This window comes from Janthinobacterium sp. GW821-FHT03C08 (assembly GCF_059420905.1).
On the sequence record NZ_JBWKUP010000007.1, the window covers coordinates 23,808 to 35,569 of the forward strand.

At 64.4% G+C, this 11,762-nt stretch carries 12 protein-coding genes; 5 read left to right on the forward strand and 7 right to left on the reverse strand.

All coding sequences use genetic code 11. The features are described 5' to 3' along the window. Positions 1-90 precede the first annotated feature (90 nt). Positions 91-903 carry a class II glutamine amidotransferase gene (locus AC07VL_RS11080; RefSeq protein WP_494805885.1) on the forward strand — a complete coding sequence of 271 codons (813 nt, stop codon included), beginning with the start codon at positions 91-93 and terminating at the stop codon, positions 901-903. A 66-nt stretch (positions 904-969) separates the two neighbouring features. Here AC07VL_RS11080 and AC07VL_RS11085 read toward each other — a convergent pair whose 3' ends face one another. Continuing rightward, positions 970-1,500 (reverse strand): GNAT family N-acetyltransferase, encoded by a 531-nt coding sequence (locus AC07VL_RS11085; RefSeq protein WP_290603252.1) that lies wholly within the window; start codon positions 1,498-1,500, stop codon positions 970-972. 301 nt (positions 1,501-1,801) lie between these two features. Between AC07VL_RS11085 and AC07VL_RS11090 the strand changes: the two genes are divergently transcribed. Next, positions 1,802-2,857, forward strand: coding sequence for a sulfate ABC transporter substrate-binding protein (locus AC07VL_RS11090; protein ID WP_494805886.1), 1,056 nt, complete (start codon positions 1,802-1,804; stop codon positions 2,855-2,857). Positions 2,858-2,913: 56 nt separating this feature from the next. Here AC07VL_RS11090 and AC07VL_RS11095 read toward each other — a convergent pair whose 3' ends face one another. Continuing rightward, complete coding sequence (locus AC07VL_RS11095; protein ID WP_494805887.1) at positions 2,914-3,411, reverse strand: hypothetical protein; 498 nt, start codon at positions 3,409-3,411, stop codon at positions 2,914-2,916. Between the two features lie 174 nt (positions 3,412-3,585). Between AC07VL_RS11095 and AC07VL_RS11100 the strand changes: the two genes are divergently transcribed. Further along, the gene (locus tag AC07VL_RS11100) at positions 3,586-3,804 is read left to right on the forward strand and encodes a TOBE domain-containing protein (protein ID WP_034757699.1); all 219 of its coding nucleotides are present in this window, start codon (positions 3,586-3,588) and stop codon (positions 3,802-3,804) included. Between the two features lie 71 nt (positions 3,805-3,875). Here the strand turns inward: AC07VL_RS11100 and AC07VL_RS11105 are convergent, their stop codons facing one another. The 3 genes from AC07VL_RS11105 to AC07VL_RS11115 are packed head-to-tail and all read right to left on the reverse strand — an operon-like array spanning position 3,876 to position 6,351. Beyond that, positions 3,876-4,304 carry a DsrE family protein gene (locus AC07VL_RS11105; protein WP_494805888.1) on the reverse strand — a complete coding sequence of 143 codons (429 nt, stop codon included), beginning with the start codon at positions 4,302-4,304 and terminating at the stop codon, positions 3,876-3,878. A 41-nt stretch (positions 4,305-4,345) separates the two neighbouring features. Beyond that, on the reverse strand, positions 4,346-5,095 hold the full coding sequence (locus tag AC07VL_RS11110; RefSeq protein WP_494805889.1) for a LytR/AlgR family response regulator transcription factor: 750 nt from the start codon (positions 5,093-5,095) through the stop codon (positions 4,346-4,348). Then, positions 5,092-6,351 (reverse strand): sensor histidine kinase, encoded by a 1,260-nt coding sequence (locus AC07VL_RS11115; protein WP_494805890.1) that lies wholly within the window; start codon positions 6,349-6,351, stop codon positions 5,092-5,094. Before AC07VL_RS11115 ends, AC07VL_RS11110 begins: the two co-directional genes overlap by 4 nt. 423 nt (positions 6,352-6,774) lie before the next feature. Between AC07VL_RS11115 and AC07VL_RS11120 the strand changes: the two genes are divergently transcribed. Next, positions 6,775-7,653, forward strand: coding sequence for a serine hydrolase (locus AC07VL_RS11120; RefSeq protein WP_092802288.1), 879 nt, complete (start codon positions 6,775-6,777; stop codon positions 7,651-7,653). A 71-nt stretch (positions 7,654-7,724) separates the two neighbouring features. Here AC07VL_RS11120 and AC07VL_RS11125 read toward each other — a convergent pair whose 3' ends face one another. Then, the gene (locus tag AC07VL_RS11125; RefSeq protein ID WP_494805891.1) at positions 7,725-8,657 is read right to left on the reverse strand and encodes a DMT family transporter; all 933 of its coding nucleotides are present in this window, start codon (positions 8,655-8,657) and stop codon (positions 7,725-7,727) included. Positions 8,658-8,766: 109 nt separating this feature from the next. Here AC07VL_RS11125 and AC07VL_RS11130 point away from each other — a divergent pair, with 109 nt between their 5' ends. Beyond that, complete coding sequence (locus AC07VL_RS11130) at positions 8,767-9,690, forward strand: LysR family transcriptional regulator (protein ID WP_494805892.1); 924 nt, start codon at positions 8,767-8,769, stop codon at positions 9,688-9,690. On the opposite strand, the gene AC07VL_RS11135 is transcribed toward AC07VL_RS11130, so the two are convergent. Next, the gene (locus tag AC07VL_RS11135; protein ID WP_494805893.1) at positions 9,687-11,621 is read right to left on the reverse strand and encodes a methyl-accepting chemotaxis protein; all 1,935 of its coding nucleotides are present in this window, start codon (positions 11,619-11,621) and stop codon (positions 9,687-9,689) included. The genes AC07VL_RS11130 and AC07VL_RS11135 overlap by 4 nt on opposite strands. Positions 11,622-11,762: the final 141 nt, after the last annotated feature.

An 11,762-nucleotide genomic window follows, 5' to 3' on the forward strand; every position in this document is an offset into this window, starting at 1 on the left:
AGCGCATAACGATAGTCGGAAACATTCCTTCCCGCCCCCGCCCGCGGCCAGTACTGTGGCCAGGTACCGATATCATCAGGAAGGGCCGCCATGTGCCAGTTACTCGCAATGAACAGCAGCAAGCCGGCCGCGCTGGGATTTTCCTTCGCCGGCTTCGCCGAGCGGGGCGGCCGCACGGACGAGCACCGCGACGGCTGGGGCATCGCCTATCACTCCAGTAGCGGCTGCACCTTGCTCACCGACCACCTGGCCGCCATCGATTCGCCGCTTGCCGCCACGGTGCAGCAGCATCCCGTCAAGGCGAAAAACATCGTCGCGCACATCCGCAAGGCCACGCAGGGCAGCATCGCGCCGGAAAACACGCATCCGTTCGCCCGCGAACTGTGGGGCAGGACGTGGTCCTTCGCCCACAATGGCGACCTCAAGACGTGGCGCGCGCCCGCCAACGCGCATTACCATGCCAGCGGCGACACGGACAGCGAACAGGCCTTCTGCCACCTGCTGGCCAGCCTGCGCGCGCGCTTTCCCGCCGGCGAACCGACGCGCGCCGACCTGCGCGCCGCCATCGGCGAGGTGGCGGCGGACATCGCAGCGCACGGCACCTTCAATTTCATCCTGTCGGACGGCGAGCTGCTGTTCGCCCACTGCTCCACGCATCTGCACTATGTGATCCGCGAATACCCATTTTCCGTGGCGCACCTGATCGACTGCGAACGCAGCATCGACTTTCGCCAGCACAACCACCTCGACGACCGCATCGCCGTCATCGCCACGCACCCGCTGACGGAGAACGAGCAGTGGCTGGCGTTTGCACCCGGCGAACTGAAACTGTTCGCCGGCGGCACCTTGCTGCAGGCGGACGAGCGCGCGCCAGGCGGCGTGTATATCCAGATCAGTTACTGAGGAGAAATATTCAAGGGGAAGAAAAGGCCCGCCGCAGGATGGGCGGGCTGCAGCGCCGGCTGGCCGTCAGGCCGAATTGCAGTTGCAAAAGCGCTTGCGCTTGGGGTCGCCGCTGGCGATGCCTGCGGGATCAATCTGTTTCCAGCAAAAAATCGTTTCCACGCCATACGGCGAACGCACATTGCCCGCCTCGACATAGCCCTGCTTGACGAAAAAGGCCTGGCTGCTGGCCGTGCTGTGCAGCTGCAAGGCCTTGATGCCCCACTCGCGCGCCTGCGCTTCCAGCCCTTCCACCAGCGCCTTGCCCGCACCGCGGCCCTGCGCCTCGGGCAGCAGGTAGCACAGGGCCAGCTTGCCGGCGCGCGTCAGCAGGCCCACGCCGACGACGGCGCCCTGCTCGACAGCGACGAGCGAAAAATTGGTGGGCGACGCGAACCAGCACGCCACCATCTGCGGTGTTTTATTGCCCAGCCAGGCTTCCAGGATGGCCGGATCGTCCCGGTGATCGAGGCTGCAGCATTCGACGATCGAGCGTCGTAATACATTGCACGCCTCGAAAGCGTCGGTCGATGTTGCAATACGAATTTCAAGACTCATGTACGCTCACAAAATATTCCAGTTGCCGATGCAGGCCGTTTCACCGTGTATCGCGCCATTCGACTATACACCAAGCGGCGCATTCGGGTTTTTTCGCGCCGCGCCACGGCCCTGTTCTGCCTGTGGCAGCCTGCTTGCAGACTAAGCCCGGATACGCGCCTTGCCCACGAATCATTTCAAAAATCCATATCTGTTTTTTGACAGAAACGGGAATGTGATCTAAGCATATTACGAAAAATTCGTTTCTTTTCCGGCCGGAATTTTAGACTATGTCTATCTATTCTCACAACAAGAGTTCACCATGTCCCCATTCAACGCCGTAAAGACCGCCGTCCCGACGCTCACCCAACGCTCGCGCCGCTGGTTCCTGGCCAGCGCCCTGGCCGCCTCCGCTGCCGCCATGAGCCTGCCCATGGCCGCCAGCGCAGCCGAACCGGTGGTCTTGCTGAACGCCTCCTACGACGTGATGCGCGAACTGTTCAAGGACGTGAATCCCGCATTTATTGCTGATTGGAAAGCCAAGACAGGTGAAACCATTACCATCAAGCAATCGCACGGCGGTTCCAGCAAACAGGCGCGTTCCGTCGCCGATGGCCTGGAAGCGTCCGTCGTGACCATGAACCAGGCCAATGACATCGACATCCTCGTCGACCGCGGCCTCGTGGTGGCCGACTGGGCCAAGAAATTCCCGAACAATGCGGCGCCGTTCTATTCCACCATGGTGTACCTGGTACGCAAGGGCAATCCAAAACACATCAAGGACTGGGACGACCTGGCCAAGCCCGGCATCAAGGTCATCGTGCCGAATCCGAAAACCTCGGGCAACGGCCGCTACACCTACCTGGCCGCCTGGGGCTATGCCCTGAAAAAAGGCGGCAGCGAAGCGCAGGCGCGCGACCTGGTCACCAAGCTGTTCAAGAACGTGCCCGTGCTCGACGGCGGCGGCCGCGGCGCCACCACCACCTTCACGCAGCGGGAAATCGGCGACGTGCTGGTGACGTTTGAAAACGAGGTGCAACTGGTGCGCGCCGAATTCGGCGACAACTTCGAAGTGGTCTACCCGAGCATTTCCATCCTGGCCGAATCGCCCGTGGCCGTCGTCGACAAGGTCGTCGACCGCCGCGGCATCCGCAAGGAAGCCACCGCCTACCTGCAATACCTGTACTCGGAACCGGGCCAGGAACTGGTCGCCAAGCACTACCTGCGTCCCCGTTCGGCGACAGTGGCGAAGAAATACGCGGCCAGCTTCAAGCCGATCAGCCTGTTCACCATCGACGAGGTCTTCGGCGGCTGGAAACAAGCGCAAAAGAAACATTTTGACGACGGCGGCGAATTCGACAAGATTTATCAGAAGTAAGTTTGCGCCACATCAAAAAAACCGGGACACGTCCCGGTTTTTTTATTGGCGCGCCGTCACTGCTTTTTCAGCATCAGCCTGAACTGCGGCAGCCAGCGCTCCCCCGCCTGGATTTCGCTGTACGCCTCATAGGCGTCGCCCGCTGGCGTCCAGCGCACGCGGTAGGTCAGCGCCTTGCCGTCCGCATCCACGTACTGCGTGGCAGGAAAGTCGAGGCCGCCGTTCGCCGGCTGCATCGTGCCGCGGCTGTAGCCGCCGCTGTTTTCCACGTACAGGAAGGCCACCTGCCGCGCGGCCGCGTCGTGGTAATACAGGGTTTCCCCCACGTAGTCGGGCTTGCCGGGGCTGCGCACCGTGTGCACGTCGCGCAGCATCCGGCCGCCATACAGCCACTGGAAGCAGTGTTCATCCGTTTGTGTCCCGCCAGGAAACTCCCCTTTCCAGCAGTGCCCCGCCAGGAAAGCCATCGGCTGCAGGGCAGCGACGGGCTGCGCCAGCACGGCGGCGGGCAACAGCAGGGGCAGCAGCAGGAACGACGGCAAACGTGAACGCATGGCAAGCCTCCCGTGGATATACGAACGAGTATAGGCGAATAATATGCTTGCGCCAGGGCTGGCGCACGCTTTGCGCATATCGATATGCGCATCGATTCGTGGTCAAAAGCGCGCGCGGGCCGTACTCTGGCCATGTCGCGCCGCACGGCGTATTACGGGCACAAAGGAAACATCATGGCTATCTCGGAAGTGAATGTACGCAACCAGTTTCGCGGCAAGATCAAGGAAATCATCTTTGGCCCCGTCGTCTCGGAAGTGGACGTGGAAACGCCGCACGGCATCGTCACTTCGGTGATCACCTCGCGCTCGATCAAGGACCTGGACCTGAAGGTGGGCAGCGAAGTCATCGCCCTGGTGAAATCGACGGAAGTGTCGATCGCCAAGATCCAGTAAGCCGCGCCCCCTTGCCGACGCCGCGCCCTTGCCCTCCGGCAGCGGCGCGGCGTTGTCGCATGGACTGGCCTCTATGGCTTGATATAGGCATACCCTTCCTGCGTCTGCAGGCGGCTCAGCTCGGCCACGCCCGAAGGCACGATGACGGCTTCCGGCAGCACGCGCTGGCGGTCGATGCCGCGCCCCTGCAAGGTGTTGTTGCAGACGCGAAAGCCCACGCCGCGCCGGACCAGTTCGCGCACCGCCACGTCATACGGGTAGCCATCCTTGTCGATGGCGCCATCGAGCAGGAAATCGATGCCGGCGCCGTGGGCGACGAGCACGATGGTCGCCTGCGGGCTGGCGTCCAGGTGATTGCGGATGTTCCGCAGCGCCGCCGCGGCATTGGCGGCGTCGTTGACGTGATACACCACCCTTTCCGGCTTCGGCGCCGCCTGCACGGCCGTGTACGACAACAGGGAAAGCAGGAAGGCGGCGAAGCAGCGGCGTAGCAGTGTCATGGAAATCCAGTCAGTGGCGTTAATGAAAGATTGCCATCATATCAATCCCGGAACAGATGCGTAAACGTGCGGCTGACGGGCAGCTTTTCCGTGCTGCCCCGCACCAGCACCTGCATGCGCTCGGCGTCGATGCGTTCGGCCGCCTCGATGGCTTTCACGTTGACCATGGTGCCGCGGTGGATCTGCCAGAACTGTTCCGGGTCCAGGCCGCCCAGCAAATCCTTCAGCGGCGTGCGCACCAGCGCTTCCGAGCCGGCCAGCACCACGCGCGTGTACTTGGTATCGGCCTGGAAGAACAGCACGTCATCGATATCGATCAGGCGGATCTGCTTGCCCACGCTGGCCTTGATCCATTTCATCTTTTCGCGCGGCGGCGCCGGCAGCGCGGCCCGCAGCGACTGCAGCAGGTGCGCCATGTCCGCCGGCTGGCCGCCCAGCTTGTCGCCCAGGCGGGCCAGCGTGCGCTGCAGGCGCTCGGCCTGCACGGGCTTGAGCAGGTAGTCGACGGCGCCCGCGTCAAACGCGTCGACGGCATACTGGTCGTAGGCCGTGACGAACACCACGTGGGCCCGCTTGCCGATGCGCTCGGCCACTTCCAGGCCGGACAGGCCCGGCATGCGGATGTCGAGGAAGACCACTTCCGGCTCGTGCTCGAGGAAGCCATCCCAGGCATCGTTGCCGTTTTCCGCCACCAGCACCACCCGGGCCTGCGGCCATGCCTGTTCCAGCAAGCCCTGCAGGCGCTCGCGCATCAGGGGTTCATCCTCGGCAATCATGATCGTCGTTTTCATGTGCTGCTGTCCTTTGCATTGACGGGTAACAAAATATCGGCGATGACGCCGCCCTCCTCCCCATTGCGCAGCTCCAGGCGGCCCGCTGGAGCGCCGTCCTGCCCCGCCAGCCGCAGGCGGCTGCGCACGTTTTCCAGGCCCAGCCCGCCACCGGCGGCGGGCACGCCGTGCTCCGCCATGCCCATGCCCGTATCCTGCACGCGCAGGCGCAGCATGCCGTCGACGTGCTCAGCCGAAATAGTGACGTCGCCGCCGCGCAGGGCCGGTTCGATGCCGTGCTTGATGGCGTTCTCGGCCAGGGTCAGCACGATCATGCTGGGCACCATGGCCTGCGCCAGGCCGGCCGGCAAGTCCAGGCGATAGCGCAGGCGCTGACCCATGCGCGCCTGCATCACGCGCAGGTAGGCGGCCACCATGTCGAACTCGCTCTGCAGGGGCACCTGCTCGCTGCGCATCTCGGCCAGGCTTGCGCGCAGGAAGGCGATCAGGTCGGCCGTCAGGGCGGCGGCCCGCGCGGCGCCATCCGCACCCTGCTCGGCCAGCTGCTGCACGGCGCCCAGCGTATTGAACAGGAAATGCGGCTCGATCTGCGCGCGCAGCAGCCGCAGCTGCGATTCGCTCAGCTCGCGCGCCAGGCGGTCGCGCTCGGCATCCTGCTGCAGCTGCAGGGTCAGCGCCTCGAACTGGCGGTTGCGCCACATGGCGACGATCCCCAGCGGCACGATGTACAGCAGGCTCACCACCAGCAGGGCGATGCCCAGGTTGCGGGCGATTTTCTCCGGAGAAAACACCATGGGCTGGTCGCTGAAGATGGCCGCCGCGCCCATGCCCACGGCCATGCCGCCCATGCAGGCCAGCAGGATGCGCAGCAAGGGCTTCAGCGAGCGGTTCGCCACCAGCGTGCGGTAGTTGAACCAGACGCCCATCAGGCCGCAAGCGAGCGAAAAGCCGATCAGGTTGCTCAACACCAAGGCTTCGACCCAGCTCAGCTTGCCTGGCCACAGCAGGTGCTGCAGCACGCCCAGCGCGCTGAAGGGGATGAGCAGGCTGGCGGCCGCCTTGTAGAAGCGGGCGCCGCGGTATTTCAGCAGGAATGCACGGAATTGCTGGCGCTCGATCAATGACATGGTGGCCAGCCGCGTGCCGATACAGCGCCGGTAGCCGGCCGGCAAGGTGGCGGCGGCGCCGGGCGATTCCAGCACCAGGATGGCGTCGTCGTCCATCTGCTGGTGCCACTGCTTGATTTTTCCCCACATGGTGCGTTCTCCTTGATAAGTTCAGATGCATGAACGCAGTCTGGGGGCAGGATGGCCCGGGGCACAGGGGCACATGACCAGGCACGAGTTTGCGGGTACGAGCGACGACGGCGGCCCATGTTGTATGCCAACCAGCAAGATTGCAGAAAGAGTATTAGATTTCCTAAATGAAATCAATAATACGGCGACAATTTTCAGTCAGGCAATAGTTACATGCCGGATCGCGATTATTTTCACCTTTCTCGCCGCAAAGCGGCTGACGCGGCCAGTGTGCCGTAGACATCGCAATATTTTTAATGGTATTGTCTACACTTGGCAAATATTGCCTCCGAGACACATACCGCGTCCCCGCGCGGCCCTGTCCCGGCTTTGCGCGCAGCGCCCACGGTGGCGCCCCAAAACTGCTTTCCCACATACGATCCCATGCTCAAAAAAATGTTCGCCGCGGTGCTGATGACGCTTTCGACAGCGGCCATCGCCGTGCCCTTCGGTTCCCAGTCGATACTGGTGGTCGAAGACGGCACAGGTAAAGTCTTGCTTGAAAAAAATTCCAACGTGGTGGTGCCCATCGCCTCGCTGACCAAACTCATGACAGCCATGGTCGTGCTCGACTCCAAGGCGAACATGCAGGAAGAGATCAGCATCGACCGCGAGGATGTCGACACCCTGAAACACAGCACCTCGCGCGTGCCCGTGGGCGCCACCCTGAGCCGCCACGACGTGCTGCAGCTGGCGCTGATGTCGTCCGACAACCGCGCCGCCGCCTCGCTGGCGCGCACCTACCCGGGCGGTCCCACGGCGTTCGCCGTCGCCGTGAATGCCAAGATCAAGGCCCTGGGCATGCGCCAGACCGTGATCGAGGAGCCGACGGGCCTGTCGCCGAACAACCAGTCGACGGCGGCCGACCTCGTCAAGATGGCCGTGGCCGCTTCGCGCTACCCGGAAATCAGCCGCATCACGACGGATTCGAAGGACGTGATCCAGATCAAGGGCCGCGACGTGGAGTACCATAACACGAACCGCCTGGTGGGCGCCAAGGGCTGGGACATCGGCCTGTCAAAGACGGGCTACACGAATGAAGCGGGCCGCTGCCTGATCATGCGCATCAAGTCGGCCGGCAAGTTCGCCACCATGATTCTGCTCAACGCGCGCGCCAATTCCGTGCGCGCCATGGACGCCGTCAACATCCGCCGCATGCTGGCCGCCGAAAACGGCATCGAAGAGCCGAAAGTCATGCGCGCTTCCGTCAGCCGGCACAAGAAGGCGCCGGCCAAGCCTTCGAAGCGCCGCCGCGCACGCTAAGCCGCCAAACCCTTGCACTGCCGGGGTCGGAACTTAAGTTCCGACCCCAGTCCTCGCCAAGGGTTCAGTTGCTATTTCGCTTGCCGGTTGGTCATCACCACGCCGGCGATCGTCACCGCGCCGCCCACCAGCATGGAGACGAGCACGGGTTCGCCCAGCAATGCCGCCGCCAGCACGATGCCGAACACGGGCACGAGGTTGTTGAACACGGCCGTGCGCGAGGGTCCCAGCGCCTTCACCCCTTCGTAATACCAGACAAAGCCGATCACCGTGCCGAACACGCCCAGATAGCCGATGGCGGCCCACACTTGCCAGCCGAAGCTGTGCCACGGCACCGTCGGGAATTCCACGGCCGCCCCCACCAGCAGGAAGGCCAGGCCCCACATCGACGCATACGTGGTGGCGGCGATGGGCGAGAGTCCCTTGAGCGCCACCCTGCCGATCAGGGTGTAGGCGGCCCAGCTGGAAATGCCGCAGAACATGAAGACTTCGCCGGCACCGATGCCGCCGCCGTTACCGTGCAGCACGCCGGCGAGGTCGCCGCGCGTGATGACGATGGCCGTGCCGCAGAATGCCAGCAGGATGCCCAGCCACTTGAACGATCCGAGCCGTTCGCGGAACAGCATGGCCGAGGCCAGCGCCGTAACGATGGGGTTCAGGGCGACGAACAGCGCCGTGCGCCCCGCCGGCATGCGCGACAGGGCCGCCAGGAAGCACAGGTTGTACAGGAAGATGCCCGTCAGGCCCAGGGCCGCCGTCGTCGCCAGCTGTTTGCGGTCCAGGCGCGGCAAACCCCCTTCCAGCTTCCATGCCAGCACGACGAGCAAGAGCACGGCCACGCCGAAGCGCCCGCTGGCCGCCGTCATGGGCGGCATCTGCTGCGCCAGCACGCGCCCCGCGATAAAGGTGCCGCCCCAGAACAGGGCGACGAAGATCAGTTTGATGTAGACGAGGGGCGACTGCACGGCGAGCAGCGGCGAAGGAGGTGCGGCGGTAGTAGGCATGGAAAGTCCTGTGATGCCGCTTGCGCGGCGGCTAGTGTCCATATATATTAATACTAATATCAACTCATGAAATAATGAGTAAATACTCATAACCCACAAAAGCCACGCCATGACCTTCACACAACTGGAAATTTTTACCCTGGTGGCCGAACTGCACGGCTTTTCCGCCGCTGCCGCGCAGCTGGGCATCAGCCAGTCGGCCGTCTCGCATGCATTAAAAGCGCTGGAAAAGGAGATGGGCGTGGACCTGATCGTGCGCCACCAGGCCTCGGCCGAGCTGACTGACGTGGGCCGCCAGCTGCTGGTGCGCGCGCGCGAAATCCTCGGCCTGTCCGAAGCCATGCGCCAGGAAGCGGCCGACGTGCTGGGCCAGCGCCAGGGCACCCTGCGCATCGGCTCCTTCGGCCCCACCTCGTCCCTGAACCTGCTGCCGGCCATCACGGCGCAGTTCCGCCTGCGCTATCCGGGCATCGACCTGCGCATCGACGAAGGGGCCGACCATGAAGTGGTGCAGTGGATACGCGAGCGCAGGGTCGACGTGGGCTTCGTCGTGCTGCCCGACGAGCGCTTCGACACGGCGCCGCTGGTGGAAGACCAGATGATGGCCCTGGTGCCGCGCAGCCATCCGCTGGCGCGGCTCGAAGCCATCACCCTGGCGCAGCTGTGCGAGGGACCGTTCATCATGTCGGAAGCGGGTTGCGCCTGCCTGATCGAGCCCCTGTTCGCCAACGCGGGCCTGCAGCCGCAGGTGCCCTACCGCATCAGCCAGGTCATCACCATCCTCGACATGGTCAGCCGCGGCGACGGCCTGTCCATCGTCGCCGAACTGGCGCTGCCGCAGCGCCTGCGCGAGCAGTATCCGGAGCTGGTCGCCCTGCCGTTAAATCCACCCGTCAGCCGCAAGGTGGGCCTGGCCGTGCGCGACCGGCGCCAGAACACGCCCGCCACCAATGCCTTTTTCGCGGTGGCCAGGCAGATGGCGCCGACCCTGGCGCCGCGGCGCGCCTGGCAGCGCACTGACAAAGCTGCTTAAAAAGTCTCCCACTCCTCGGACTGTTCCGCCTCGCGGGAAGCCGCCCTGGCGGCAGGGTGGCTGGCGATGCGCGGCGCGGCGGGCGGACGCGCCGCTGGTGCCGCGGGCCGCTGCTGCTGCGCCGGCGCCTGCCCGTCATCGAGCTTGAACACGCCCACCACCTGCGCCAGGGTACTGGCCTGCTCCTGCAGGCTTTCCGCGGCGGCCGCCGCCTCTTCCACCAGGGCCGCGTTCTGCTGCGTCACCTGGTCCATCTGCGCGATGGCCTGGTTCACCTGTTCGATGCCGGAACTCTGTTCCACGCTGGCGGACGTGATTTCGCCCATGATGTCCGTCACGCGCTGCACGCTGTCGACGATTTCCTGCATCGTCGCACCTGCTTCGCCCACCAGGCGGTTGCCCGTGTCGACGGCGCTCACGGAGTCGTCGATCAGGGCCTTGATTTCCTTGGCGGCCGCGCTCGAGCGCTGCGCCAGGCTGCGCACTTCCGTCGCCACGACGGCAAAGCCCCGTCCCTGCTCGCCCGCGCGCGCCGCTTCCACGGCCGCATTCAGCGCGAGGATGTTCGTCTGGAAGGCGATGCCGTCGATGACGCCGATGATGTCGACGATCTTGCGCGACGAGGCATTGATCGAAGTCATGGTATCGACCACCTGCGCCACCACCATGCCGCCCTTGCTGGCCACGCCGGAGGCCGACACGGCCATCTGGTTGGCCTGGCGCGCATTGTCCGCATTCTGTTTCACCGTGGACGTCAGTTCCTCCATCGAGGCGGCCGTCTCTTCCAGCGAACTGGCCTGCTGTTCCGTGCGCGAGGACAGGTCCTGGTTGCCGGCGGCGATCTCCATTGATGACACCTTCACCGATTCGCTGGCCGTGCGGATCTTCACCAGCACGGCGGCGATCTTGTCGATGAAGCGGTTGAAGGCGCCCGCGATCTGCGCCAGTTCATCCGCGCCGGCAGCGTCGAGGCGGCGCGTCAGGTCGCCCTCGCCCGAGGCGATGTCGTCGAGCGCTGCGCGCACCAGTTCCAGGCGCTTGAGCATGGCGAACACCAGCAGCGACAGCAGCAGCGCGGCCAGCCCCGTCAGCACCACGGCCGTGACGGTGGCCGTCGTCAGCATCGTCTGCAGGGCCTGCATGGCTTCCTGCTGGTCCAGCACCACGGCCAGCAGCCAGCCGGTGCCCGCCACGCGCGTGACGTACAGCATGCCGTCGCGCCCGCCCAGGCGCACGGCCTCGCTCCGGCGCGCACTTTCCAGCCCCTTGATCTGCGCGGCCGACAGCGCCGCGTCGAGTTTCGACACGGGCTGCAGGCTCAGCTCCTTGTCCGCATGGGCGATGATGGTGCCGTCCTCGCCGACGAGGAAGGCAAAGCTGTGCGGCGTGGGCTTGATCGCCACCACGTTGGCGATGACGGCATCGAGCGGCACGTCCGCGCCCGCCACGCCCACGGGCGCGCCCTTCGGCCCCACGGGCGCCGTGAACGACACCACCAGCTGGTGGCTGGCCGCGTCCACGTATGGCGGCGTGAGCATCGGCACGCCCGCCTTGACGGTATCCGTGTACCAGGCGCGCGCGGTGGGGTCGAAATCGGCCGGCCGCCCGGGATGCGTGAAAACGGAGCGCTTGTCCGCGTAACCGACGAAGACTTCCGAAAAGTCACCGGCCTTTTCCGCGATCTGGAAGGCGCGCAGGGGTTCGGGCGTCTCGGCCGACATCAGCACGGACGCCATGACCTTTTTCTTGCCATCCACCCATTGCGCCAGCACGGCGGACTGGCTGTGCAGCAACTGCTGCATCTGCTGGTCGGCCGACGCCAGCATGCTGCTGCGCGTGGTGACGTAATTGGCGACCGACAAGGCCAGCATGGACAGCACGACGATGGCGACGCAAATGAGCACCAGCCGCGTGCGCAACGATGAAAACATGGTGTACTCCTCGATTGTGATTTTTATGGTGTGAACCGGCAGCGATGCCGTGCTTGCCAGCCTACGCATTCTCACATAAAAATCGGAACATTATCACTCAATATTCGGAATACACAACATATATTACCTTTTAGCAACACC

What these genes read in the sequence shown, in the direction of transcription:
- AC07VL_RS11080 (WP_494805885.1), top strand. Translation starts at nt 91, where the DNA reads ATGTGCCAGTTACTCGCAATGAACAGCAGCAAGCCGGCCGCGCTGGGA.
- AC07VL_RS11085 (WP_290603252.1), bottom strand. Translation starts at nt 1,500, where the DNA reads ATGAGTCTTGAAATTCGTATTGCAACATCGACCGACGCTTTCGAGGCG.
- AC07VL_RS11090 (WP_494805886.1), top strand. Translation starts at nt 1,802, where the DNA reads ATGTCCCCATTCAACGCCGTAAAGACCGCCGTCCCGACGCTCACCCAA.
- AC07VL_RS11095 (WP_494805887.1), bottom strand. Translation starts at nt 3,411, where the DNA reads ATGCGTTCACGTTTGCCGTCGTTCCTGCTGCTGCCCCTGCTGTTGCCC.
- AC07VL_RS11100 (WP_034757699.1), top strand. Translation starts at nt 3,586, where the DNA reads ATGGCTATCTCGGAAGTGAATGTACGCAACCAGTTTCGCGGCAAGATC.
- AC07VL_RS11105 (WP_494805888.1), bottom strand. Translation starts at nt 4,304, where the DNA reads ATGACACTGCTACGCCGCTGCTTCGCCGCCTTCCTGCTTTCCCTGTTG.
- AC07VL_RS11110 (WP_494805889.1), bottom strand. Translation starts at nt 5,095, where the DNA reads ATGAAAACGACGATCATGATTGCCGAGGATGAACCCCTGATGCGCGAG.
- AC07VL_RS11115 (WP_494805890.1), bottom strand. Translation starts at nt 6,351, where the DNA reads ATGTGGGGAAAAATCAAGCAGTGGCACCAGCAGATGGACGACGACGCC.
- AC07VL_RS11120 (WP_092802288.1), top strand. Translation starts at nt 6,775, where the DNA reads ATGCTCAAAAAAATGTTCGCCGCGGTGCTGATGACGCTTTCGACAGCG.
- AC07VL_RS11125 (WP_494805891.1), bottom strand. Translation starts at nt 8,657, where the DNA reads ATGCCTACTACCGCCGCACCTCCTTCGCCGCTGCTCGCCGTGCAGTCG.
- AC07VL_RS11130 (WP_494805892.1), top strand. Translation starts at nt 8,767, where the DNA reads ATGACCTTCACACAACTGGAAATTTTTACCCTGGTGGCCGAACTGCAC.
- AC07VL_RS11135 (WP_494805893.1), bottom strand. Translation starts at nt 11,621, where the DNA reads ATGTTTTCATCGTTGCGCACGCGGCTGGTGCTCATTTGCGTCGCCATC.